Here is a 24,169-nt window from a genome sequence, read left to right on the forward strand (position 1 = left end):
TCTCCCGTCCGTCGAGCCGAACCGGCTCTGGGCGCGCGGGTGACGGGCTTTGCCGGAGCGAAACGCGCTCCGGATGGTGTTGCGGCAGAGGCATTTTCAAGCATCGTCGGGTCGGGAGAAGCGCGTTTTTGCGCCAGTCCCGGGCCTTACCTTAATCGCGCCCGCCGCCGCATGCCGGCCAGGACGGGCGCTCGGAGACTATTTGATGTCCATGCGCATGTTGATCGACGCGCGCCACCGGGAAGAAACCCGTGTGGCCGTCGTCAAGGGAAACCGCATCGAGGAGTTTGATTTCGAGTCCGAAGAGCACAAGCAGCTCAAGGGGAATATCTATCTCGCCAAGGTGACCAGGGTCGAGCCGTCGCTCCAGGCGGCGTTCATCGACTATGGCGGCAACCGCCACGGCTTCCTCGCTTTCTCGGAAATCCATCCCGATTATTACCAGATCCCGAAGGAGGACCGCGAGGCCCTGCTGCGGGAGGAAGCCGAGCACGCCGCCGAGGAAGAGGCGCTGCGCGCCCGCGAGGACGAAGAAGACGAGATCGAGGGCAATGAGCGCCTCGATGACGACGGCGCGCGCGAATATCTCGACGCCGCCGAAGACCATGCCGATCATGACCATGACGGCGATTATGAAGAGGGCGATCAGCCCCCCGCGCCGCAGGCCACGTCGACTGCCGGCGACGACAGCAATGCCGTGGAATCGCTCCGCCAGAAGCGGATGAACCTGCGCCGCCGCTACAAGATTCAGGACGTGATCCGCCGGCGCCAGGTATTGCTGGTCCAGGTCGTCAAGGAAGAACGCGGCAATAAGGGCGCCGCGCTCACCACCTATCTTAGCCTCGCCGGCCGCTATTGCGTGCTCATGCCCAACACCAGCCATGGCGGCGGCATCTCGCGCAAGATCTCCAACGCGTCGGACCGCAAGCGGCTGAAGTCGATCCTCGCCGAGCTGGATCTGCCGCGCACGATGGGCTGCATCGTGCGCACCGCGGGCCTGCAGCGCACCAAGCCTGAGATCCGCCGCGACTTCGATTACCTGGCCCGATTGTGGGACGAGATCCGCGACAAGACGCTGCATTCGTCGGCGCCGGCCGAAATCTATCGCGACAGCGACCTCATCAAGCGTGCCATCCGCGATATCTACAACAAGGATATCGACGAGGTGATCGTCGAGGGCGAGGAGGGCTATCGCGCGGCCCGGACCTTCATGAAATTGCTCATGCCGAGCCACGCCAAGAAGATCGTGCCCTATTCGGACGCGATTCCCCTGTTCCAGCGCTTCGGCGTCGAGGATCAGCTGGCGGCGATGTATCAGCCGGTCGTCCAGCTCAAGTCCGGTGGTTATATCGTCATCAACCCGACCGAGGCCCTGGTCTCGATCGACATCAACTCCGGCCGTTCGACGCGCGAGCATAATATCGAGCAGACCGCGACCGCGACCAACCTTGAGGCCGCGCAGGAAATCGCCCGCCAGCTGCGCCTGCGCGACATGGCCGGTCTGGTCGTGATCGACTTCATCGACATGGAGAACAGCTCCAACAACCGTAAGGTTGAAAAGGCGATGAAGGACGCGCTCAAGAACGATCGCGCGCGCATCCAGGTCGGCCGCATTTCCGGCTTCGGCCTGTTCGAGATGAGCCGCCAGCGCCTGCGCACCGGCGTGCTCGAAGCTTCGACCCGGACTTGCCCGCATTGCGACGGCTCGGGCTTCATCCGCACCCCGTCTTCGTCCGGCCTGCAGGCCCTGCGCCTGCTCGAGGAAGAGGCCGCGCGCGGCCGCGGCTCGCGCCTGACGCTACGCGCCAGCCAGGAAGCCACGCTGTACGTCCTCAACCGCAAGCGCGCGGAGCTCGCCGACATCGAGGACCGCTACGGCGTGTTGATCGAGATATTGAGCGACGGCCAGCCCGACGGCTCGCGCATGACGGTCGAGGCGAGCGGCCCGCCGCCGAGCCACGCACCGCGCCTGCCGCAGCAGATCGCCCCCGAGCCGGACGACGATCTGATCGAGGATTATGAGGAAGAGGCCGAGGAGCCCGAAACCGTCGAGCAGAATGGCCGCGAGCGCGAACCGCGCGACGATAGCGAAGGCGGCCGCCGCCGCCGTCGTCGTCGCCGCCGTGGCGGTCGTCGCGACGAAGCAAGTGAGGGCGGGACCGGCACCGAAGCTTCGGAAGAGGCCGGTCTGGACGAAGAGGCCGATGAGGCTCGTCCTGTTGCCGAAGCGGGCGAAGGCGAGGCCGGCGGCGAGGAACGCCGTCGTGGCCGTCGCGGTCGTCGCGGTGGCCGCCGCAGGAACCGCGGCGATGCGCCGGGTGCCAGCGAAGGCGCCGAAGCAGCGCCAGACGGATCGTCCGAAACCGACCCCGTGGCCGAGCCGCTGCCGGAAGCCGCCTCGGTCGAAGAGGTGGTGGCTGCCGAGCCGGAGAAGCCTGCCGCACGCCGCCGTCCTCGCGCTCGCAAGGCGGTAGAAGCGGTCGAGGCTGCACCAGCCGAACCGGCCGCTTCCGCACCGGAACCTGAAGCCGCCGCCCCGGCGGAAGAGGCTCCGGTCAAGCCACGCCGCGGACGCCGCACCAAGGCGGTTGAGGCGGCACCGGAGGCGCCCGAGGCGTCTACGCCGGTCGTCGAGCCCGAAGCTCCGGCACCGGTCGAGGAAGCCGCACCGGCACCGCGTCGGCGGCGCGCGAGCAAGGCAGCGGCCGCTGCGGCCCCGGCCGAGCCTGCGCCCGAGGCAGCCCCCGTCGTGGCGAGCAATGGGGCGGCACCGAACGGCTCGACGCCCGGCGATGCCGAGCCGGAAGGCGACGCCAGCGGGCTCGATGCCAATGGCGAACCGCGCCGCGGCTGGTGGCAGCGGACCTTCGGCGCCTGATGCCATGTCCCGCTCCGTCGCATCGGCGGGGCGGGACTGGCATGTTTTCAGCCGCGGTTCAGCGGCGCGCGTTTGAGTAACGCCCGATGCTTTCGTCCAGACGCCTGATCCGGATCGCCTGCGCCGCCGCATTGTCGTTTGCGCTCCCCGCCCAGCAGGCGTGCGCGCAAAGCGGGGGGCCATCGATCCTGCGCGATGCCGAGACCGAGCAATTCCTGTCCGATATCAGCGCGCCGATGGCGGTGTCCGCCGGCCTCTCGCCCGGCGCGCTCAAACTATATGTGATCAACGATCCCGAGATTAACGCCTTCGTCGCCACCGGCCAGGCGATCTACATCAATTCCGGCACGATCCAGCATGCCGATAATGCCAACGAGCTGGAAGGTGTGATCGCGCATGAGCTCGGTCATATCGAAGGCGGGGACGCGGTCCGCAGCGGGGACGCGATCGCAGCCGCCAGCCGCGTCACCTTGCTGTCGCTGCTCGCGGGCATTGCCGCAACCGTGGTCGCGGGCCCGGTCGGCATGCTCGCCATGGCCGCCGGCCAGAGCGCGGCGATGGGCAAATTCCTCGCCTACAGCCGCCAGCAGGAGGGCAGCGCCGACGCCTCGGCGGTGCGCCACCTCAATGATGCGCATTATTCCGGCAAGGGGATGATCAGCTTCTTCGGCAAGCTTCGCCAGGAGGAATATCGCCTGACCCCGAGCTATACCTCTATCGACCCGTTCGCCGTCGACCACCCGATGACCGCGGAGCGGCAGGCGGCGCTGATGGGGGATCTCGAGAAATCGCCGTGGTGGAACGCGCCGGTCGATCAGGCCAAGCATGCGCGTTTCCTGCGGATCAAGGCCAAGCTGGTCGGCTATCTCGACGATCCGCCGGTGGTGATGAACAAATTCCCGGAACGCGACCAGAGCATGCCCGCCCATTATGCGCGCGCTTACGCGTGGCATCGCGGCGGCTATCCGGACGCCGCCAATCGTGAAGTCGCCGCATTGCTGGCGACGGCGCCGCACGATCCCTATTTCCTCGAGCTCAAGGGTCAGATCCTGCTCGAAAGCGGCAAGCCGGCCGAGGCGATCCCGGCGCTGCGCGAGGCGGTGCAGCAGTCGCGCTCGACGCCGCTCATCGCCGCTCTGCTCGGTAACGCGCTGGTCGCAACGGAGAATCCCGTCAATCTCAAGGAAGCGGCGCAGGTGCTGCGGGTCGCCGTGCAGCGCGACAATGAAAATCCGCAGGCCTGGTACGATCTCGGCCTGGTCTATACGCGCATGGGCGACGAGGCGCGCGCCAGCCTTGCCAGCGCCGAGCGCTATAGCTTGCAGGATCAGCCGCAAATGGCGGCTGCCAATGCCGAGATCGCGATGCGCGGCATTCCGCCCGGCACGCCGGATTATATCCGCGCGCAGGATCTCGCGCTGACCGCCCGCGACGAAGCCGATCGCCAGCGTCGTCACAAGAAATGAGCCGGACGGTAACTTTGCCTGTGGCGCTGGTCGGGATCGCCCTCGCCGCCATTGCCGGCCTCGCCATCGGTTGGGCGCTACCCCGCCCCGGCGTGCCCTCCAGCCACGTCGCGGCACGCGATTATGCGGTCGCCCATCCCGAGATCATTGCCGAGGCGATCGACCGTCTGCGGATCGGCTCCGACCGCCGCGCGATCGAAACGCCTTTTGCCAGCGCCTGGGCGGGCAACCCGCGCGGCGATGTGACGCTGGTCATGTTCTCGGATTACAATTGCCCCTATTGCCGCGCGAGCGCGACCGAGATCGACCGGCTGCTGAAGGAAGACCCCAAGCTCAAGGTGGTGTGGCGCGAGATGCCCGTGCTCGGGCCGGACAGCGATGCCGCCGCACTGGCGGCGCTCGCCGCAGCCAAACAGGGCAAATATCTCGCTTTCCATCGCGCCCTGTTTGCGGGCAACCATCCGGATCGTAACGGCATCGCCACCGCCGCTCGATCGGTTGGCCTCGCCGCTACCCGCTTCGCCGCCGACACCCGCGCCGCCGACGTTACGGCCGAGCTTACGTCCAACCTGTCGCTGGCGCGGCGCATGCAGATTGCGGCCACGCCCTTCTTCGTGATCGGCAACCGCACGTATCAGGGAGCGATTGGCTATGACGGCCTCGTCGCCGCCATTGCCGAGGCACGCAAGCCGGCCCGCTAATCCCGCCCCCGTGGCATTTTTGCACGCCGGCACCACGTCATAAAATCGAAACGCCGCCGTCACGGAAATCCTACAAAGCAGCCGCTACCGACCCCCGATCTTGCAGCGCAGCAATCCGGGGGGAATTCATGGTCCGCACGCACATTTCGTTGATCGCTCTGATGGCCGCGAGCCTGGCAGCCGGCGTTGGGCAGGCAAAGACCAACGACGTCGCGCCGGCACCGAGCGCTGCCGCTGATCCGGCCGCCCCGGCGACCGATGCCGCAGGCGACGCCGACGAGGGGACTATCATCGTCACCGGCGCCAAGGCGACCCGCTCCGCCACCGCGATTTCGCAGGCTGAGATCCAGAAGATCCTGCCCGGCGTCTCGCCGTTAAAGGCGATCCAGACCCTTCCCGGCGTGCTCTACATCACCGCCGATCCGTGGGGCTATAATGAGCAGAATGCGCAGATCTTCATCCATGGCTTCGCTGCCAATCAGCTGGGCTATACGATGGACGGGCTGCCATTGGGCGACCAGAGCTACGGCAATTATAACGGTCTCTCCCCCCAACGCGCGGTGATCTCGGAAAACGTCGCCCGCGTGGTCGTGGCGGCCGGCGCGGGCGATCTCGCCACCGCGTCGAACAGCAATCTCGGCGGCACGGTCGAGACCTTCTCGTCCGATCCGCAGGCAAGCTTCGGCATTCGTGCCGCCCAGACGTTCGGCAGCTACAGCGCCTCGCGCAGCTTCGTGCGCGTCGACAGCGGCGGCTTCGGGGCCAACGGCGCCAATTCGATCTATCTCTCCGGTGCCCGGCAGCACGCCCGCGCGTGGGATTTCGACGGCAAGCAGGGCGGCTGGCAGGCGAATGCGAAGTTCGTCCACGACGACAGCGCCGGCAAGCTGACCCTCTATTTCGATTATAACGATTTCAAGCAGCCGAACGAGGACGCGACCGTCTTCTTCCGTCCCTCCGCCGGCGGGACCGCCACCCCGGTCCAGCTCTACACGCCTTATACGAAGCCGTTCTTCTATCCCGACTTCGCAACCTACCGCACCAGCTACCTCAACGCGCTCGGCAATTCTCCGGCGAACGTAGGCAGCAATTATCGCAATTATTATTCGGACGCGCAGCGCACCGATTATCTCGCTTATGCGCGCTACGACGCGCATCTTTCCAGCCATGTGACCTGGTCGACCACCGGCTATTATCATCACAATGACGGCGCCGGCGTGGTGGCCGGCCCGCTCGGCCAGTCCATCACGACCGCGCAGGCCTATCTCGACCCGAATTATGCCAGCATTCCGGCCAATTGCCGCTTCGGCGCCAATGCCAATGGGGTTCGCCCGGCGGCGTGTACCGCGCTCACGACTGCGCAGGCGGCAGCGGCTGGAGCGGCGCTGGTTGCGGCCACCGGCGGATCGGGGCTGATCACGCGCACCACCGAATATCGCATTGCGCGCTACGGCGTGATTTCGTCGATGAGCATCGATCTCGGCGCGCATCAGATCGAGTTCGGCGGCTGGTACGAGCATAACAGCACGACGCAATGGCGCCGCTGGTACGGTGTGGACGTCAACAATCCGGATTCGAGCACGCCTTACATCCGTCCCCGCGACGTCGCGAATCCGCTGTTCACGCAATATCAGGGCGACGCGACCATCGAACAGCTGCAATTGCACCTCCAGGACAGCTGGCGCGTCTTTCCATCTCTGCTCGTCCAGGCCGGCTTCAAGACCAGCGCGCAATGGGCCGACGGCCGCTTTCCCGTGCAGCCCAAGGCGGGCTCGCTGTCCGGCCTTGCCGGCGGATTGCCCCAGGGTCAGATCAACACAAAGCGCTGGTTCCTGCCCGCTGTCGGCGCGACCTACGACCTGACAAGCCAGGAACAGGTCTATTTCAACATCCAGAAGAATTTGCGCCAGTATCAGGCCTATCTCGCCGGCGGGGGCGGCCCATGGTTCACCGGCAGCCAGGCGGCATTCGACGCGTTCAAGACCGAAGGGCGTCCGGAAACGAGCTGGACCTACGAAGGCGGCCTGCGCTCCAACCGCAATTTCGGCGACGGCATCGGCCTGCAGGCGCAGATCAATTATTATCGCGTCGTCTTCAACAACCGCTTGCTCGCCATCTCGACCAATCCCGGCGGAATTGCGGGCAGCGGCATCACCGGCGGTACCTCGATCCTGGTGAATGTCGGCGATGTACACACCGACGGCGTCGATGCCGCCTTCACGTTGCGCCTCGGCCGCGCCTCGCTCTACAATGCGACTTCGTACAATCTGTCGAAATATCAGAGCGACTATACTTCGGCGGCGACCGGTATCGGGGCCGCGACCGGCACCTGCATCGGCGGCTATCTGGTCGTGGGCGGCGTCGTGCCGACCTGCGGCAAGCAGTTGCCGGGTATCCCCAAGTGGATGAACAAGACGGTCGCGACCGTGTCTGCAGGCCCCTTCGAGGCGCAGCTTATCGGCGATTATGTGGGTCGCCGGCCCGCCACCTTCAGCAACGATGCCGTCATATCCTCTTATTTCCTGACGTCGCTGCGCATTGCCGCGCAAGTGCCGGCCGACTGGCTCCACCTGCGCAAGGCGGAGATTGCGCTCAACGTCACCAACCTGACCGACAAGAAGGGTTTGTCGACGATCTCGGTCGGATCTGCCACCAACAGCTATTCGGCCTATCCGATTGCGCCGCGCCAGTGGTTCCTGACCCTCTCCTTGGGACTGTGATATGATGGCTTTCAACCGCAGGGAGGCGGTGCAGATGATGGGGCTGGCTGCGCTCGCCGCAGGCGCCGGTAATGCCTTCGCCGCGGCATCAGCGCGCACGGTGGAGGTGTTCGGACATCGCGGCGCCTCCGCGCTGCGGCCCGAGCACACGCTCGCTTCCTATGCCAAGGCGATCGCGGACGGCGCCGACTATATCGAGCCCGATCTGTGCGCGACCAAGGACGGTGTCCTGGTGGCCCGGCACGAGAATAATATCGTCCAGACCACCGACATCGTAAAGCGTCCGGAATTTGCGGACCGCAAGACAGCCAAGATGGTCGACGGCCAGCAACAGGAAGGCTGGTTCGTCGAGGATTTCACGCTCGCCGAACTCAAGACGCTGCGCGCGATCGAGCGGCTGCCGCAGCTACGTCCGCAAAATGCGAAGATGGACGGCCAGTTCGACGTGCCCACCTGGCAGGAAATCGTCGACTTCACCGCCGCCGAGTCCGCCGCACGCGGCCGCATGGTCGGGCTGGTGCCCGAGCTCAAGCATTCCACCTATTTCGCGTCGATCGGCCTGCCGCTGGAAGACCGCTTCCTCGCGAGCCTGGCGGCGCACGATTATACAAGGCGCTGCCCGCTTGAAATCCAGTCGTTCGAAATCGCCAACCTCAAATATCTGCGCAGCAAGCTCGGGCGGCCTGGCAACGTCCGGCTGATGCAATTGGTCGAGCCGGCCGCGAGCAAACCCGCGGATATTGTGGTGGCGCGCAATGGCCCGAGCTATGCCGACATGGTGACCCCCGCCGGTCTTGCCGAAGTGGCGCGCTATGCCGACGTGATCGCGCCCCCCACGCGCGCCATCATACCGCTCGACGCCGACGGGAAACTCGGGGCGCCAACCTCCCTCGTTACCGACGCGCACAAAGCGGGGCTGCTCGTCCATATCTGGACCTTCCGCCCCGAAAATTACTTCCTTGCCGCCGATTTTCGCGAGGGCAGCGACCCCGCCTTCCGCAACGAGCCGGGCTCCATCCGCGAGATCCAATCCTATGTTCGCGCGGGCATTGACGGCTTCTTCAGCGACGACCCTGGAATTGGCCGACGGGCCCTGGCGGCCATGTAAGCCCGGCGCGGACGCATTCGACTTGTGTTCGCACGATTTTCGGTCAACCTGACCCGATGGACGCCCGTACCGCCGCATTGACGCTGTTTCTTAACCGGGTAGCGGGGCGGTCCCAGCTGTCGGACCAAGAACGGGCCGCGATCCTCAATCTGCCGGGCGAGGTCACCCTGGTCGAACCCAACCGCGATCTGGTGAGCATGGGCGAGATCGTCGATCGCACTTGCCTGGTAGCGGATGGCCTCATGGCGCGCTTCGGCGAGACCCGCGATGGCAGCCGCCAGATATCTGCGCTCTACATCCCCGGCGACATGCCCGACCTCTATTCGTACGTGCTGCCACGATCGAGTTGGGCACTGACAGCGCTGACGAAGACGACGACCGTCCGCGTGCTCCATTCCGCGATCCACGACATCGTCGAGCGCTACCCGGCGGTCGGACGGGCATTCTGGCGCGATTGTACCCTGGATGGCGCGATCACCGCCGAGTGGATCCTCAATATCGGCCGACGCAATGCCCGCAGCCGGGTCGCGCATCTGCTGTGCGAAATGGCGGCCCGCTACGAGCGGATCGGCAAGCTGGAGGGCATGAGCTTTCCCTTCCCGATCAACCAGACCCATCTTGCCGATGCGCTTGGACTGACCGCGATCCACATCAACCGTACGCTCGCCGCGTTGCGCAAGGCCGAGATCGTCAGCATCGGCGGCCGCATGGTCAAGGTGATGGACTGGAATGCGCTTAGATCGGCGGCGGATTTCGATCCGCTCTACCTGCAATTCGATAGCAATCCGGTCTCAGCGCTACTCTGACCGGCAGGCTTCAGGCGGCGGGAAACGCCAACCGCTGTCCCAGCAATCGCGCACCACGCCGTAGCCCGCGGAAACCGACGGCGAATTGCGCCATCGTCTGGGTCACATCGCGCATCTGGGAAGGATCGTTGGCGAGCGAGCGGCGCATCGCCGTCCGATCGAAGCCGCCGTCCGGCCGCATCGATACCGTGATTGCGTGCGGCAGCAGATGGCCCACTTCATCCGATACGATCCGCGCGATCGCGAACGGCAGATCGTGCGCCTTGGCCACCGCCGCCGCGACATGGCTCTCCATATCGACTGCCAGGGCGGCATGGCGCACACCGAGCGCGCGCTTTTCCGCGATCGTGTCGATCATCCGCCCGTCGGCAAAGAAGGTGCCGACCGTCGCGCCCGGCAATCGTGCGGCGATCGCATCGCGCCAGCCGCGATGGCAGTCATGCTCGATCGCCCCGGTGAGGCGGTCGCCGACAATCCAGTCGCCGATATGCAGTCCTTCGGCCAGACCACCGGTCAGCCCATAACTGAGGATCCCGCATGCGCCGTCCGCGACCGCCTCGTGCAGCGCCTGCTCGAGCCGCGCGGCCACGCCGCCACCGGCGATCGCGACGATCCCGGGCCCTTCGACGGTGCGCACCTCACGCGTGAAGCCCGTTACGACGATGATGGGCTTGTTGCTCATGATACTCCCCGCTCATCCTGAGTAGGGATCGAGTAGCGGCGCAGCCGCGTATCGAGAGCCCGTATCGAAGGACATGACCGCGTGCTTCGATACGAGCCCTCGATACGGCCTTACAGGCCTACTCGGTCTCTACTCAGCATGAGCGGGCTGGGTAAATGGGCTTGCCCGGTTTACGATTTCAAACAGGCGATCAGCCCCGTCACGACCGCCTTCGTCTCCTCGACGTCGCGCACGCGCACCGTGTCGAGGCCGAGCGTCTTGGCGGGATAGTCGTTGCCGCCCGGGAAGATCGCGTCACCCAGGAACAATATGTCGTCCAGCGCGACGCCGACCGTCTCGCTCAGATGCTTGAGGCCATAGGCCTTGTCGACACCCTTGCGCGTGATGTCGATCGAGGTCGAACCGCCCATATTGATCGACAGGTCGGGCAGCATGCCCTGCAGGATCGCCTGCAACGTCTTGCGCTTGGCGTGGTCCGGATCCCACTTGTCCTTCGCCTCGAGCGGCGCCTGCTGGCCGAGCGCGGAGAAGGTGATCTGGCTGCCGCGATCCTCGATCTGCTCGCCCCAGGTCTGCTCGCCCGCATAGCCGGCCTGCTCCACTGCAGCCTTGAGCGAATCGCGGATTTTCTGACTCTCTTCGTCGCTGAACAGCTCGGCATAGATCTGCGTCCAGGCGCCGTCCTGGTAACGGTAGAGCTTCGTCCCTGTCGTCGGCTGGACGATGAAATTGGCCAGATTGGCATGGCCCGGCATACGGCTGATGACCTGCTTTTCGAATTGCGGCCAATCGCCGCCGGAGATGATGTCCACCATGGCGACGGTGGTGAGCTGACCGAGCAGGTCGGCCATGTCGTCATCCAGCGGTTGTTTGCTCAGCGCGAGCGTACCGTCGAGATCGAATGCAATCAGCTTCTTCATTGTTGCCCCTTCAGCATCGGCAGCAGGATCGTTTCGATCGCATGCGCCACGCCATCGTCATCGTTGCTGGTTGAAAGATAGGCGGCCTTTGCCTTCACCGCGTCGGGCGCCTGGCCCATCGCGATGGCAATGCCGGCACGTTCGAACATCGGCACATCGTTGAACTGATCGCCGAGCACGGCGACCTCGCTCAGGTCGACGCCCGCCGTGCGCGCTAGCGTCGCGACGCCCTCGCCCTTGTTGGCGACCGGGCTCGTCAGATCGAGATAATAGGTCTGGCTTTGCCCGACGGTCGCGGCCTTGCCGATCGCCGCGTCCATCTGGGCGTGGAGCTCCTTGAGCAGCGCCGGATCGTCGCTGACCCAGGTGAGCTTGTCGACTTCGCCGAAGAGCGGCGTCATGTCGGTTTCGATCACCGGCTGCTGCGCCGACGCCAACACCTCGTGCGGCACGTGCGGGTTGTTCGGGTCGACGATATGCCAGCGCCCCTCGGCGAAGATCCACGGCGTCGCCGCCGACTTGCCGGCAATGGCGAAACTCTTCTCGACCACGTCCCGGTCGAGCATGTGACGCTCGACCACCGATCCGTCCGGCGCGATGATCGTGCCGCCGTTGAAGGCCGCGATCGGCCCGGTCGGCTTCAGCGCCTCTACCAGGAAGGCAATGCCCGATGGGGGCCGCGCGCTGATGATGGTGAAAGGCACGCCTGCTGCCTGCAGCTTGGCAACGGCGTCGATCGTCGGCTGGGTCAGTCGCTTGGCGTTGTTGACGAGCGTCCCGTCGACGTCGGAAATCACGAAGCGCAGCGTCATTCGCCGATCTCGTGCCACTGGCGCCCATCGCGCGCGAGCAGTTCGGCGGCACCCGCAGGGCCATCCGATCCGCGCTTGTAGCGTTCGACCTTGCCTTTTCCCTTGGCCCAGGCGTCCAGGAAAGGCTGTACTGCGGACCAGCCCGCTTCGATCTGGTCGGCACGCTGGAACAGCGTCTGGTCGCCCATCATCATGTCGTACAGCAATGTTTCATATCCGGTCCGGCCGCCAATCTTGAACTTGTCCGCATATTGGAAATCGAGCGCGACCGGCACCGCCTGCACCTTCGGCCCCGGCTTCTTGACCATGAAATCCAGCGCGATGCCTTCATCGGGCTGAAGCTGCAGGACCAGGCGGCTGGGCGGGAGGTCGGCGACCTGGGTGTCGCGGAAGAGCGCCAGCGGCACCGGCTTGAACGTGACGACAACCTCGGTGTCGCGCGCCTTCAGCGCCTTGCCGGTACGCAGATAGAAGGGGACGCCTGCCCAGCGCCACGTGTCGACGAACAGCTTCACCGCGACATAGGTTTCGACATTGCTCTTGGCGGCGACGTCTGCGGTCTTGCGATAGCCTTCATATTGGCCGCGCACGCTGTCCGCGCGCGCCTCGGCCGGGGTCGGTTCGCGCACGGCCACCAGGACCTTTGCCTTTTCAGTGCGGACGGAATCGGCGGAAAGATCGTTGGGCGGCTCCATCCCGACCATCGCCAGCAGCTGGAACAAATGGTTGGGTACCATGTCGCGCAGCGCGCCGGTCGCGTCATAGAAAGCGCCGCGCGTTCCGACATCGACCGTCTCCGCGGCGGTGATCTGCACGCTGTCGATATAGCGATTATTCCACACCGCCTCGATCCAGGGATTGGCGAAGCGTGCGACCATGATGTTCTGGACCGTTTCCTTTCCCAGGAAATGATCGATCCGGTAGACTTGCGTCTCGGCGACCTGTGCCAGGATCTGCGCGTTGAGCGCGCGCGCCGAGGCGAGATCGTGACCGAACGGTTTTTCCACCGCTACGCGGCGAAAACGCCCGTCGATTTCCTCCATCAGGCCTGCCTTCGTCAGGCTCTCGATGATCGGCCCGAAAAATTGCGCCGGCGTGGCGAGGTAGAAAGCGGCATTGCCTTCGCCCAATCGCTGCTTGAGGTCGTCGAACACCTGCGGCTGGGTGAAGTCGCCTTGCAGATAGGTGATCCGGCCGCGCAACTTCGACCAGCATTCGGTCTTGGGCGCGAACTCGTCGAGACCCGCACGCAGATCCTCATCACTGCCGTCGCGCGAGCCGATGCCGAGGATATGCAGATCCTCACCGATCAGCCCGTCGCCACACAGATTGGCGATCGCCGGCACCAGCAGCCGCCGCGCGAGATCGCCGGTCGCGCCAAAGATCACCAGCGTGGCGGGAGGCGATGGCTTGAGCTTGGTCGCCGCCACTAGGCCGCAACCCTACCGGCCAAGAGGACGCACGCGGCAAGATCAAAAGCCCCGGCAATCCTCACTGCGGCATCTCGACGTGCCCGCCAAAGCCGAAGCGCATCGCCGACAGCACCTGATCGGCAAAGGTGTGATCCACCCGGCTGCGGTAGCGCGCAAACAAGGCGGTGGTCAGCACGTTGGCCGGCACCGCTTCCTCCATTGCCGCCTCGACCGTCCAATGGCCCTCGCCGGAATCGGCCACGCGGCCGGAGAAATTCTCGAGCATGGGGTCCTTGGCCAGCGCGATCGCGGTCAAATCGAGCAGCCAGGAGGAGATGACCGAGCCGCGCCGCCACACTTCGGCAATATCCTTGAGGTTGAGGTCGAACCTCTCCTCTTCGGGCAGCTTGTCCGACTTCTTGCCCTTCAGGATGTCGAAGCCCTCGGCATAGGCCTGCATCAGGCCATATTCGATGCCGTTGTGGATCATCTTGACGAAGTGACCTGCGCCCGCCGGGCCGGCGTGGATATAGCCCTTCTCGGCCCGCAGATCTTCCTGGGCCAGACCCGGCGTACGCGGAATCGTGCCCATGCCCGGCGCCAGCGCGTCGAAGATCGGGTCGAGGTGATCGACCACCGCCACCGGCCCGCCGATCATCATGCAATAACCGCGCTCGAGGCCCCACACGCCGCCGGAGGTGCCGACATCGACATATTCGACGCCTTTCTCGCGCAGCGACTTGGCGCGGCGGATATCGTCCTTGTAGAAGGTGTTGCCGCCGTCGATGATGATGTCGCCGCTTGTCGCATGGTCGGCCAGCGCCGCGATCGTCTGCTCGGTCGGATCGCCGGCCGGGAGCATCACCCAGAAGATCGCCGGATTTTCCAGCTTGCCGCGCAGATCGTCGAGGCCCGAGGCAGCGACCGCGCCCTCCTTCACCAGATCGTCGATCGCCTGCTGGTTGCGGTCATAGACCACCGCCTCGTGACCCGCCTTCATCAACCGCCGGACAATGCCGGCACCCATCCGGCCGAGGCCGATCATCGCGATCCGCATAAACTTCTCCAGCTTGCGACACTTCTACTTCGTCGCCCCGCACTTGTTCCGGGGTCCACCGCGCCGCGCGATCAAGTCACCCGGATTCGCGTCGCGGTGGATGCCGGGCCAGGCCCGGCATGACGATAAAAGGAGGTCAGTTGTTCAACGCTTCGGTCACCAACGCTTCGAGCCGGCTGAGGTCGCCGGTCTTGAGGTGCACGCGCAGCACGCGCTGTCCGCGCTCCGCCAGCACGTCGAGATCGCCCCGCGCCTGCGCAATCTGGACATTGCCGAACGTCGCCTTGCGCCCCGGTATGGCGAGGTCGGGATCGGGGTGGCGCGTAATCTCGATGAACACGCCGCTCTTGGGTCCGCCCTTATAGGCCTGGCCGGTCGAATGGAGGAAACGCGGGCCGAAGCCCGCAATGGTGGCGACGCCTCTGGCCTCGACCACCGCCTCGCGCATGCGGGCGATCACCGCCTCATGCTCGTCATTGCGTTCGATATAGGCCAGGAAACCGACATAATCGCCCGGGTTGGCGCTGGCCAAATGGGTGCGCAGGATTTCGACCGGATCGCTCGGCGCGAATTCATGCTCGCCCGGTGCGAAGAAGGCGAGTTCCGCATGCTCATGGAACGGCGTCTCCGGGGCGAGGCTGCCGGATTGCTCGTAGGCATCCACCAGCTCGCGCGTCTTGATCTTGGCGTCCTCGACGTCGGGTTGGTCGAACGGATCGATCCCGATCACCGCACCCGCGACGGCCGTGGCGATCTCCCACCGGAAGAATTCCTGGCCGATCAGATATTTGTCGGACAGACCGATCTTCACCACCGGCTGGCCGGCGGCGATCAACGCATCGACATGGGCGTCAAGCTCCGCATCCTCGTCGCCCTTGAGCGACAGCACCGCGAAGATCCGGTCCCTGCCATAGTCTTCCGCCGGGCTCAGCGGCTCGAGGTCGACCGGCACGATGCCCTTGCCATGCTTGCCGGTGGATTCGGCGATGAGCTGCTCCAACCAGGCGCCGACCGGCTCCAGCTCGGGCGTGGTCAGGATGGTGAGCTTGTCGCGCCCCGAAACCGACGCTTCGCCGAGAATGGCGCCGAGGTGGAAGCCGGGATTGACGCCGGGAGGCGCATCGGGCCCGCAGGCCTGCACCATCGGCGCGGCCTTGGCGAAGAAATCGTCGACGTCGATGCCCATCAGCGCCGCCGGCACCATGCCGAACACCGACAATACCGAATAGCGACCGCCAATCGCCGGGTCGCCGAGGAAGATGGCGGAATAGCCATGCTCCCTGGCGAGTTTCTCGAGCTTCGAGCCCGGATCGGTCACCGCGATGAAGCGGCTGCCATCCTTGCCCGCCAGCTCCCAGAAATAAGCCCGCAGCAATTCCGGCTCCATCGTCGAGCCCGACTTGGAGGCGACGAGGAACAGCGCCTCGCTCGGGTCGATCTTGCCGGCGATGGTGCGGATCTGGCCGGGATCGGTCGAATCGAGCGCGTGCACGGTGGGCGAGCCCGGCGCGGCGCCGATCATCTCGGCTAGCACTTCCGGCCCGAGGCTGGAGCCGCCCATGCCGAGCAACACCACATCCTTATGCCCCTTGGCCTTCTCGCCCAACGCCTTGAGCGCCGCATGATCGACCTGCTTGCCCTGGCCGGCCGCGAGCCAGCCGAGCCATTTAGCCTCGTCTCCGCCGGTCCACAGCGACGCGTCATGCTGCCACAGCCGCCGCGTCCAGGCTTCGGCCCGCGCCGTCTCGAGCCGCGCCTCGACCGCCTTGCCCAGCGCGTCGGGCAAGGACGCATCCAGCGTCGCGAGCTTGTCGCCCGCCAGCGCCGCGCGCTTGGCCGCGATCGCGCCGAGCAGCGCATCGGCCGCATCGGCGAACAATTTCACGCCGTCATGGACCAGCGCCTCGGTCACACCGGGCAGGTCGAGCCCGAGCCGGTCCGCCTCGGCCAGCACATGCTTGGCCTCGTCGACATTGGCATCCAGCGTCCGCGCCAGCGTGCCGTGATCGCGAAACGCGTCCATCGTCTTGGGCGGCAGCGTGTTGACCGTCTCCGGCCCGATCAGGCTGTCGACATAGAGCGTGTCGGGATAGGCCGGATCCTTGACCCCGGTCGACGCCCATAGCAGCCGCTGCGGCTGCGCGCCCTTCGCGGCGAGCGCCTTCCAGCGGTCCGACGCGACGAACGCCAGATACCATTGATAGGCCATCTTGGCGTTAGCGATTGCGACCTTGCCGCGGACCGCCTTCAGCGCGTCGGACTCCGGATCATTGGCGGCCAGCCGCGTATCGATCTTCTTGTCGATCTGCGCGTCGATGCGGCTGACGAAGAAGCTGGCGACGCTCGCGATCTTGTCGATCGGCTCACCCTTCTTCACGCGCGCTTCGAGACCCGCGACATAGGCTTCGGCCACCGCGATATAGCTTTCCAGGCTGAACAGCAGCGTGACGTTGATGTTGAGCCCGTCCTCGATCAGCTGACGGATGGCGGGCGCGCCGGCCTTGGTGCCCGGCACCTTGATCATGAGATTGGGTCGGTCGACCTGCGGCCACAGGCGGCGCGCTTCCTCGATCGTCGTCTCGGTGCCGTTGGCGAGATAAGGCGAAACTTCCAGGCTGACATAGCCGTCGAGCCCGCCGGTGCGGTCGTAGACCGGGCGCAACGTATCCGCCGCCGCCTTGATGTCGCTGATCGCGAGCGCTTCGTACGTGTCTGTGATCGAGGCGCCGGCATGCGCCTGCACGAACTGGCTGAACTCCTCGTCATAGGCCTCGCCATGGCCCATCGCCTTCTCGAAGATCGAGGGGTTGGAGGTGACGCCGGTGACGCCATCCTCCTCCACCAGTTTCTTGAGGCCGCCCTCTTTCAGGAAGGTGCGGTCGACGAAATCGAGCCACGGCGCCTGGCCGCTGGCGCGCAGCTGATCGAGCAGACTGGTCATCTTAATTGCCCTTCCCGAGCAGTTCGTTGGCGACCTTCACGATATGGTCGGCGCTGAAGCCGAACTTGTCCTGAAGCTTGGCGATCGGTGCCGACGCGCCGAAGGTCGACATGGTGATGGTGCGGCCGGTGCGGCCGACATAGCGATCCCAACCGACCTCGCTGCCCATCTCGACGGCGATCCGCGCGTCGATGCCGGGCGGCAGGACCGCATCCTTATAGGCCTGGTCCTGCTTCTCGAAGAGGTACCAGCTCGGCATGGACACGACCTGGGAGCGCACGCCCGCTTCGATCAGCTTCTCGTGCGCAGCAACGACCAGGCTCACTTCGGACCCGGTGCCGATCAGCACGACTTCCGGGTCGTCCGAACCGGCAAGCACATAAGCGCCCTTCATCAGCCCCTCGGCGCCGGCATATTTGGTGCGATCCAGCGTCGGCATCGCCTGACGCGAAAAGATCAATGCGGTCGGCTGGTCGCCCGAAAGCAAGGCGGCCTTCCAGGCCCATGCCGTCTCGTTCGCATCGCCGGGCCGGATCACGTTCAGGCCCGGAATCGCGCGCAGGGACACCAGCTGCTCGATCGGCTGATGGGTCGGGCCATCCTCCCCGACACCGATCGAATCGTGCGTGAACACGAACGCAACGCCAATCTCCATGATCGCGGCAAGCCGGATCGGCGGCCGCATATAATCGGAGAAGACCATGAAGGTCGCCGAATAGGATCGCAGGTGCGACAGCGCCATGCCGTTGACCGCCGCGCCCATGCCATGCTCGCGCACGCCGAAATGGAGGTTGCGCGCGTCATAGCTGCCCGCCTGGAACGAGCCGCCATTATCGATCAGCGTCTTGGTCGAAGGCGCCAGATCGGCCGATCCGCCGACCAGCCACGGCAGCTTGGGCGCGATCGCGTTCAGGACCTTGCCGCCCGCATCGCGCGTCGCCATGCCCTTTTCGTCTGCCGGGAAGGTCGGGATGTCCGCGTCCCAGCCCTCCGGCAATTTGTCGGCGAGCAGCGCGCCCAGTTCCTTGCCCAGTTCCGGCTCGGCCGCCTTGTAGCGCTCAAGCATCTCGAACCATGTCTCGCGCAACGGCTTGCCGCGCCCGGATATGGCGGCGTGGAAGCGCTCCGCAACGCCGTCCGGCACCAGGAATTGGGCATCTTCCGGCCAGCCATAGGCCTTCTTGGTGCCGCGGATATCGTCGGCGGTCATCGCCTCGCCATGCGCCTTGGCGGTGCCCTGGATCGAGCTGCCATAACCGATGATGCTGTGCACGACGATGAAGGTCGGCTTGTCGTCGGTCGCCTTGAACGTCTCGATCGCCGCCGCGACGGCAGCGGTATCGTTGGCGTCGTTCACGTGAATAACGTTCCAGCCATAGGCCTCGAACCTTTTGCCGACATCCTCGTCGAAGGCGAGATCGGTGCCGCCCTCGATCGACACATGGTTCGAATCGTAGATCCAGCACAGGTTGGACAGTTTCAGATGACCGGCGAGGCTCGCGCCTTCGCTCGCCACGCCCTCCATCATGTCGCCGTCGCCGCACAACGTATAAATGTCGTGATCGAACAGCGTGTAGCCGTCGCGATTATAGCGCGCCGCCAGCCAGCGCTCGGCGATCGCCATGCCGACCGAATTGCCGCAGCCCGCGCCCAGCGGCCCGGTCGTCGTCTCGACCCCGGTCGTGTGGCGATATTCGGGATGGCCTGGAGTCTTGGACGAAAGCTGGCGGAAATTCTTGATGTCGTCGAGGCTGACCGCTTCGGCGCCGCTCAACTTGCCGTCCTTGTCGATCTCCTTGATCCCGGCGAGATGGATCAGCGAATAGAGCAGCATCGAGGCATGGCCGACCGACAGCACGAAACGGTCGCGATTGGGCCAATCCGGCCGGTCGGGATCGGTACGCAGATATCGCGACCACAAGGTATAGCCCACCGGCGCCAGCCCCATCGGCGTGCCGATATGGCCGGACTTCGCCTTGGCGACCGCGTCCATCGAAAGCGTGCGGATCGTGTCGATCGCTAGCCGGTCGGGCGAGCCGTCCTCGTGAAGGTCGGTGGGCGCGGGCTGGGTCGACATGTGATTCCCTTCTGTGGACGTCGGGCAGAGGGCCGATAGACCCGATATTGCGGCAGGTGCAACGCCTGGCAGGGGCTATTAACCCTTTCTCCCAAGGTAGGGCGGCTTTAGCCCGAGATAAGCCGTTCGCGGACGATTATTTGCCCGGCATCGGCCAAATAGAGCGCGTCCACCTCGTCGATGAACAGACCGTGCCCTATCATGCCGGGAATCGATGACAGCTGCGCGGCAAGCGCGGCCGGGTCGGCCAGCATGCCGAAATGGCAGTCGAAGACGATATTGTCCTGATCCGTGCGATGCGGTTGGCCGTCCCGGAGGCGTAGGACGACCCTGGCACCCAGCCGCTCCAGCGCGGCCGCCACAAACGCCTGCGCGAACGGCAGCGTCTCGCACGGCACCGGCATCGCGCCGAGCTGGGCGACCGCCTTTGATCCGTCCGCGATCACCACCATCCGCCGGGCCGATGCCGCGACGCATTTCTCGCGCAGCATCGCCCCGCCTGCGCCCTTGAGCGCGCGCATGTGCGGATCGATCTCGTCGGCGCCGTCGATGGCAAGATCGACCGACGAGACTTCCGAAAACGGCAGGACGCTTATTCCCAGCGCCTTGGCCTGCGCCTCGCTTTTCAGCGACGTCGCCACCGCCCGGAATTTGAGCCCGGCCGCATGCCGCCGCCCCAGTTCGTCGATCAGGAACGCCGCGGTCGAGCCGGTGCCCAGCCCGACCAGCATACCGTCCTTCACCTCATCGGCGGCGGCGATTGCGGCGAGGCGTTTATCATCATCCTGGGGCATGGCGCGTCAGATGCGCCGTCGCCAGGCTGCAAACAAGCCCGGCGCTTTCAGGCGGGCTCCGGCGCATGGCAAAGCTCGGCGTGCGAAACCATTCCGGCCGCCCTCGCCTATCGCCGCACCCGCCCGAAACCGAGCGCCGCCAGCCACCCGAGCAACAACGACAGCGCGATCGCGGCCAGGCCGTATAGCAGGGGATAGGTCTCCGCCGCCGTGGCCACGAAGCGCTCGAACCCCGATTTGCCGATCGCGATTTCGCGCGTTGCCGCCGCCACGATCCGGCCGTCGCGAATAAGATAGGTCTCGGCGGTATAATTGCCGATCGGCACGCGCGCCGGGATCGGCACCAGCGCGCGATACAGCACGCCCTCGCGGACCGACACCGTGCCGACATGTTCGGTATAAAGCCCGCCGCGACGCTTGAGCTCCACCAGGCCGCGCTGAAACCGCGCCTGCTCGTTCGCGCTGGAGCCATTCGCCGGCGACAGCAGCAGGTTGCCGATGCCGATCTCGTAAATGGCGGCCGTGCGCGGCGACACGAGTTGATCGAGCGGGCGTGAGGTCGCGACCGCGTAGAAGCTCGGAACCGAACGAAAACGCTCGCTCGCATGATTGACCCAGATGCCGGCCACCATGGCCTTTTCCCGCACCAGCAGAGGCTCTGACGGGCCCTTGATCACCACCACGATGTCGGTATCCGGCGCCGGCGCCCGCCCGCCCGGATAGAGGATCGCCCCGAACAGCAGCAGGTCTGCTCCCGTGAAGCTGTAGGCAATGTCGATCCTGGTATCGGACACGTCGGGCACCAGCCGCGGCTCGGCCGCACCCATCAGCAGCGGCCACGCGGCGAGCCAGGCGAGCCGGCGTCTCACAGGCCTTGTACCGTATAGATGGCGTCGGGCCGCCAGGTCAGGCCGATCGCCATCCGGATCGCCACCGCCAGCACGATCAGCGCGAGCATCAGCCGCGCCCGTTCGGGGCGCACCCGCTGAACCAGCCGCGACCCAATCTGCGCGCCGATCACCGAACCGATCAGCAGCAGCCCCGCCAGCACCAGATCCACCGCATGCGTGGTGAGCGCATGGACCAGGGTCGTCGTCGCGGTTACGAACAGCCCCTGGAACAGGGAGGTGCCGACCACCACCCGCGTCGATACGCCAAAGATGTAAATCATCGCCGGCACCAGGATGAAGCCGCCGCCGACCCCCATAAGCACCGTCAGCAAGCCGGTCACCAGCCCCAGCAGGAAGGGTGCGAGCGGCGAAATGTAGAGGCCCGCGCCATAGAAGCGCCACCGCATCGGCAGCGCCGCCACCAGCCGGCGATGCCGTTTCTGCGCGGGGGGCGATGTCCCCCGTTTCTGCGCCGCCGCGGTGCGGATCGATTCCCGCGCCATCGTCAGGCCGATCCAACCCAGCATCGCGACATAGAGCAGGCCGATGATCGTATCGATCTGTCCGGTCGACTGAAGCAGGCGGAAGATGAAACCCCCGATCACCGAGCCGACCGCACCGCCCGCGACCAGCACCGCCCCCATGCGGAAATCAACGCCCTGCCGCTTGCTGTGCGCCAGCAGGCCGGAGACGCTGGTGCCGGTGATCTGCGTCGCCGAAGATGCCACCGCGACCGCCGGCGGCACCCCGTAGAAGATCAGCAATGGCGTCGTCAGAAAGCCGCCACCGACCCCGAACATGCCCGACAAGATGCCGACCGCGCCACCGAGCAGCACGATCACCAGCGCGTTGACCGACAGGCCTGCGATGGGGAGGTAAAGGTGCATGGCGGCGTTAGACCCGCTCCCGGCTGGCCTTTCAACCCGCACTCTCCGTCGCCCCAGCGAAGGCTGGGGCCCATGTCGCTCAGGGCTGGGCTGGGACGGTGAGGTAGCAACAACGCGCCGGCGGCATTCCGTGTTGAAAGAGCCATGGATGCCAGCCTCCGCTGGCATGACGGCCTTGATAGCGAGTAGAAACCCTCATGACCCAATATCTCGATCGCCCCGGCCTCCCCCGCCTCGCCTACGAGCTGCGCGACGGCGATGGCCCGACCATCGTCTTCCTGCCGGGCTATGGCTCGGACATGGCGGGCTCCAAGGCGGTCGCGCTCGACGCCTGGGCGGAGGCGCACGGCCAGGCGATGCTGCGGCTGGATTACCGCGGCTGCGGGCAGAGCGAGGGCGTGTTCGGGGAGGCGACGCTGGACGATTGGCGCGACGATGCGCTCGATGCGATCGACCACCTCACCCAGGGGCCGCTGATCCTGGTGGGATCGTCGATGGGCGGATGGCTGATGCTGCTGATCGCGCTCGAGCGGTCGACGCGCGTCATGGGCTTGGTCGGCGTGGCCGCGGCGCCCGATTTCACGGAATGGGGCTATGACGAGGCGCAACGCGCGGCACTTGCCAGTGATGGACTGATCGTCAGCAATCATCCCGATTACGAGACGCCGGAGATCACCACCCGGGCATTTTGGGAAAGCGGTCAGGCCAAGCTCCTGCTGGATGGGGAGATCCCGATCGATTGTCCTGTCCGTCTTCTGCACGGCCTCGATGACAGCGACGTTCCGCCCTCGATCGCCTTCCGGCTGGGCCGCGCCCTCCGTTCAGCCGATATGCAGACGATGCTCGTCAAAGGCGGTGAGCACCGCCTGTCGCGGCCGGGCGATCTCGGCCTGCTGCTGACGACCGTCGCCGCCCTCATCGAGAGTTTATGATCCCTCTCCTGCTGCTTGCCGCCACCCTGACCGATATATCCGGCGACGCCGCGCGTAGTGCGGCCTGCCAGGCCTTGGCCGCGCGCGACCCCGCCGCGGCGGTCGAGCAGGCGAGCGCATGGGCCGAGCGCGACAAGAGCGTTGCCTCACGCCAATGCCTCGGACTCGCCTTCGTTGCTGTCGAACGGTGGGCACCGGCGCAGGCCGCGTTCGAGCAGGCGGCGGCCGACGCGCAGGCCCAGCATATCGGCCGCCCCGCCGAATTGTGGAGCCAGGCGGCCAACGCGGCGCTCGCCGCCGATCAGCCCGCCAAGGCACGTCAGAATATCGATCAGGCGCTCGCCATTCCTGCGCTGCCGCCGACGCTCGCCGGCGAAGCATGGATCGACCGCGCCCGCGCCGACGTCGCGCTCGATCAACTGCCACAGGCGCGGATCGATCTCGACAAGGGGTTGGCGCTGGTGCCGCAGGATCCGTTCGCCTGGCTGCTGTCGGCCACGCTCGCCCGCCGCCAACAGGACCTGCCGCGCGCGCAGAAGGATATCGCGATCGCGCTCAAATCGGCCGCAGACGATCCTTCCGTCCAATATGAGGCAGGCAATATCGCCGCCGCAGCCGGACAGACCGACGCCGCCCGCGCGGCCTGGACCCGGGCCGCACAAATCGGCCCGGCCGACCCGGCGGGCAAGGCCGCCGCGGCTTCGCTGGCGCAGCCGCCATCGCAATAGCCACGAGGGCGCAACAAGCACGCGCGCGTTTCCGTCGCGCTGCAACAAGAATGATCCAAATCTTCGTGTAATTCGTCATGTTGCGTTGCGGCATCAGCGGGAAAAGGTTATTCTGGCGCTTGTTGATCAGGGGATTCGTTCGATGCGAAGACCACGTCGCAGAACCGAACTGGGCTGCCTGCTGGGCAGGCACAAACACGGTCCGGTCGTTCATCTTGATCATCGCCTCTATTCCGAATGTTATCGCTGCGGCAGCGACTTGATCAGGACGAGCCGTGGCTGGCGGCGTGCCCGGCCTGAACAGCTGCCTGCCGACTGGGCGGCGCAGTCTCCGCCTTCGATCGAATTGCCTTCCACT

18 protein-coding genes are annotated in these 24,169 nt (G+C 65.7%); 8 read left to right on the forward strand and 10 right to left on the reverse strand.

Annotated features, from left to right (window positions below; all coding sequences use genetic code 11):
* Window positions 1–205: 205 nt before the first annotated feature.
* The 6 genes from DX905_RS08445 to DX905_RS08470 all read left to right on the forward strand — a co-directional run bounded on the left by DX905_RS08445 (window position 206) and on the right by DX905_RS08470 (window position 9,679).
* Window positions 206–2,878 carry an Rne/Rng family ribonuclease gene (locus tag DX905_RS08445; protein ID WP_205412219.1) on the forward strand — a complete coding sequence of 891 codons (2,673 nt, stop codon included), beginning with the start codon at window positions 206–208 and terminating at the stop codon, window positions 2,876–2,878.
* 86 nt (window positions 2,879–2,964) lie between these two features.
* The gene (locus DX905_RS08450) at window positions 2,965–4,344 is read left to right on the forward strand and encodes a M48 family metalloprotease (protein ID WP_116090961.1); all 1,380 of its coding nucleotides are present in this window, start codon (window positions 2,965–2,967) and stop codon (window positions 4,342–4,344) included.
* Entirely contained in the window at window positions 4,341–5,045 is a 705-nt protein-coding gene (locus DX905_RS08455; RefSeq protein WP_116090962.1) for a DsbA family protein, read from the forward strand. Before DX905_RS08450 ends, DX905_RS08455 begins: the two co-directional genes overlap by 4 nt.
* A 128-nt stretch (window positions 5,046–5,173) precedes the next feature.
* Window positions 5,174–7,765 carry a TonB-dependent receptor gene (locus DX905_RS08460; RefSeq protein ID WP_116090963.1) on the forward strand — a complete coding sequence of 864 codons (2,592 nt, stop codon included), beginning with the start codon at window positions 5,174–5,176 and terminating at the stop codon, window positions 7,763–7,765.
* A gap of 1 nt (window position 7,766) precedes the next feature.
* Window positions 7,767–8,873, forward strand: a complete 1,107-nt coding sequence (locus tag DX905_RS08465; RefSeq protein WP_116090964.1) for a glycerophosphodiester phosphodiesterase — start codon at window positions 7,767–7,769, stop codon at window positions 8,871–8,873.
* 56 nt (window positions 8,874–8,929) lie between these two features.
* On the forward strand, window positions 8,930–9,679 hold the full coding sequence (locus tag DX905_RS08470; RefSeq protein ID WP_116090965.1) for a Crp/Fnr family transcriptional regulator: 750 nt from the start codon (window positions 8,930–8,932) through the stop codon (window positions 9,677–9,679).
* 10 nt (window positions 9,680–9,689) lie between these two features.
* On the opposite strand, the gene DX905_RS08475 is transcribed toward DX905_RS08470, so the two are convergent.
* The 10 genes from DX905_RS08475 to DX905_RS08520 all read right to left on the reverse strand — a co-directional run bounded on the left by DX905_RS08475 (window position 9,690) and on the right by DX905_RS08520 (window position 22,151).
* The gene (locus DX905_RS08475) at window positions 9,690–10,361 is read right to left on the reverse strand and encodes a phosphorylase family protein (RefSeq protein WP_116090966.1); all 672 of its coding nucleotides are present in this window, start codon (window positions 10,359–10,361) and stop codon (window positions 9,690–9,692) included.
* Window positions 10,362–10,531: 170 nt separating this feature from the next.
* On the reverse strand, window positions 10,532–11,281 hold the full coding sequence (locus DX905_RS08480; protein ID WP_116090967.1) for an HAD-IIB family hydrolase: 750 nt from the start codon (window positions 11,279–11,281) through the stop codon (window positions 10,532–10,534).
* On the reverse strand, window positions 11,278–12,093 hold the full coding sequence (locus tag DX905_RS08485) for a Cof-type HAD-IIB family hydrolase (protein WP_116090968.1): 816 nt from the start codon (window positions 12,091–12,093) through the stop codon (window positions 11,278–11,280). The genes DX905_RS08480 and DX905_RS08485 overlap by 4 nt, the downstream gene beginning before the upstream one ends.
* Window positions 12,090–13,523, reverse strand: a complete 1,434-nt coding sequence (gene zwf, locus DX905_RS08490; RefSeq protein WP_116090969.1) for a glucose-6-phosphate dehydrogenase — start codon at window positions 13,521–13,523, stop codon at window positions 12,090–12,092. Before zwf ends, DX905_RS08485 begins: the two co-directional genes overlap by 4 nt.
* Window positions 13,524–13,584: 61 nt before the next feature.
* Complete coding sequence (gene gnd / locus DX905_RS08495) at window positions 13,585–14,562, reverse strand: phosphogluconate dehydrogenase (NAD(+)-dependent, decarboxylating) (RefSeq protein WP_116090970.1); 978 nt, start codon at window positions 14,560–14,562, stop codon at window positions 13,585–13,587.
* Between the two features lie 136 nt (window positions 14,563–14,698).
* The gene (locus DX905_RS08500; RefSeq protein WP_116090971.1) at window positions 14,699–17,503 is read right to left on the reverse strand and encodes a bifunctional transaldolase/phosoglucose isomerase; all 2,805 of its coding nucleotides are present in this window, start codon (window positions 17,501–17,503) and stop codon (window positions 14,699–14,701) included.
* Window position 17,504: 1 nt separating this feature from the next.
* Window positions 17,505–19,580, reverse strand: a complete 2,076-nt coding sequence (gene tkt, locus DX905_RS08505; RefSeq protein ID WP_116090972.1) for a transketolase — start codon at window positions 19,578–19,580, stop codon at window positions 17,505–17,507.
* Between the two features lie 107 nt (window positions 19,581–19,687).
* Window positions 19,688–20,374 carry a ribose-5-phosphate isomerase RpiA gene (rpiA, locus tag DX905_RS08510; protein WP_116090973.1) on the reverse strand — a complete coding sequence of 229 codons (687 nt, stop codon included), beginning with the start codon at window positions 20,372–20,374 and terminating at the stop codon, window positions 19,688–19,690.
* Between the two features lie 107 nt (window positions 20,375–20,481).
* Window positions 20,482–21,243 carry a TIGR02186 family protein gene (locus DX905_RS08515; RefSeq protein WP_420822140.1) on the reverse strand — a complete coding sequence of 254 codons (762 nt, stop codon included), beginning with the start codon at window positions 21,241–21,243 and terminating at the stop codon, window positions 20,482–20,484.
* Window positions 21,240–22,151, reverse strand: a complete 912-nt coding sequence (locus DX905_RS08520; RefSeq protein ID WP_116090974.1) for a sulfite exporter TauE/SafE family protein — start codon at window positions 22,149–22,151, stop codon at window positions 21,240–21,242. Before DX905_RS08520 ends, DX905_RS08515 begins: the two co-directional genes overlap by 4 nt.
* A 197-nt stretch (window positions 22,152–22,348) precedes the next feature.
* Here DX905_RS08520 and DX905_RS08525 point away from each other — a divergent pair, with 197 nt between their 5' ends.
* Together DX905_RS08525 and DX905_RS08530 are read left to right on the forward strand one after the other, a co-directional pair.
* Complete coding sequence (locus DX905_RS08525) at window positions 22,349–23,083, forward strand: alpha/beta fold hydrolase (protein WP_116090975.1); 735 nt, start codon at window positions 22,349–22,351, stop codon at window positions 23,081–23,083.
* Window positions 23,080–23,811, forward strand: a complete 732-nt coding sequence (locus tag DX905_RS08530) for a tetratricopeptide repeat protein (RefSeq protein ID WP_116090976.1) — start codon at window positions 23,080–23,082, stop codon at window positions 23,809–23,811. Before DX905_RS08525 ends, DX905_RS08530 begins: the two co-directional genes overlap by 4 nt.
* Window positions 23,812–24,169 lie beyond the last annotated feature (358 nt).

The sequence above is a fragment of the Sphingomonas crusticola genome (genome assembly GCF_003391115.1).
Lineage (GTDB): Bacteria > Pseudomonadota > Alphaproteobacteria > Sphingomonadales > Sphingomonadaceae > Sphingomonas_I > Sphingomonas_I crusticola.

Bases quoted from the DNA above. Each gene is read 5' to 3' on its own strand.
- DX905_RS08445 (WP_205412219.1), top strand. From the start codon at position 206: ATGTCCATGCGCATGTTGATCGACGCGCGCCACCGGGAAGAAACCCGT.
- DX905_RS08450 (WP_116090961.1), top strand. From the start codon at position 2,965: ATGCTTTCGTCCAGACGCCTGATCCGGATCGCCTGCGCCGCCGCATTG.
- DX905_RS08455 (WP_116090962.1), top strand. From the start codon at position 4,341: ATGAGCCGGACGGTAACTTTGCCTGTGGCGCTGGTCGGGATCGCCCTC.
- DX905_RS08460 (WP_116090963.1), top strand. From the start codon at position 5,174: ATGGTCCGCACGCACATTTCGTTGATCGCTCTGATGGCCGCGAGCCTG.
- DX905_RS08465 (WP_116090964.1), top strand. From the start codon at position 7,767: ATGATGGCTTTCAACCGCAGGGAGGCGGTGCAGATGATGGGGCTGGCT.
- DX905_RS08470 (WP_116090965.1), top strand. From the start codon at position 8,930: ATGGACGCCCGTACCGCCGCATTGACGCTGTTTCTTAACCGGGTAGCG.
- DX905_RS08475 (WP_116090966.1), bottom strand. From the start codon at position 10,361: ATGAGCAACAAGCCCATCATCGTCGTAACGGGCTTCACGCGTGAGGTG.
- DX905_RS08480 (WP_116090967.1), bottom strand. From the start codon at position 11,281: ATGAAGAAGCTGATTGCATTCGATCTCGACGGTACGCTCGCGCTGAGC.
- DX905_RS08485 (WP_116090968.1), bottom strand. From the start codon at position 12,093: ATGACGCTGCGCTTCGTGATTTCCGACGTCGACGGGACGCTCGTCAAC.
- gnd (WP_116090970.1), bottom strand. From the start codon at position 14,562: ATGCGGATCGCGATGATCGGCCTCGGCCGGATGGGTGCCGGCATTGTC.
- DX905_RS08500 (WP_116090971.1), bottom strand. From the start codon at position 17,503: ATGACCAGTCTGCTCGATCAGCTGCGCGCCAGCGGCCAGGCGCCGTGG.
- tkt (WP_116090972.1), bottom strand. From the start codon at position 19,580: ATGTCGACCCAGCCCGCGCCCACCGACCTTCACGAGGACGGCTCGCCC.
- rpiA (WP_116090973.1), bottom strand. From the start codon at position 20,374: ATGCCCCAGGATGATGATAAACGCCTCGCCGCAATCGCCGCCGCCGAT.
- DX905_RS08520 (WP_116090974.1), bottom strand. From the start codon at position 22,151: ATGCACCTTTACCTCCCCATCGCAGGCCTGTCGGTCAACGCGCTGGTG.
- DX905_RS08525 (WP_116090975.1), top strand. From the start codon at position 22,349: ATGACCCAATATCTCGATCGCCCCGGCCTCCCCCGCCTCGCCTACGAG.
- DX905_RS08530 (WP_116090976.1), top strand. From the start codon at position 23,080: ATGATCCCTCTCCTGCTGCTTGCCGCCACCCTGACCGATATATCCGGC.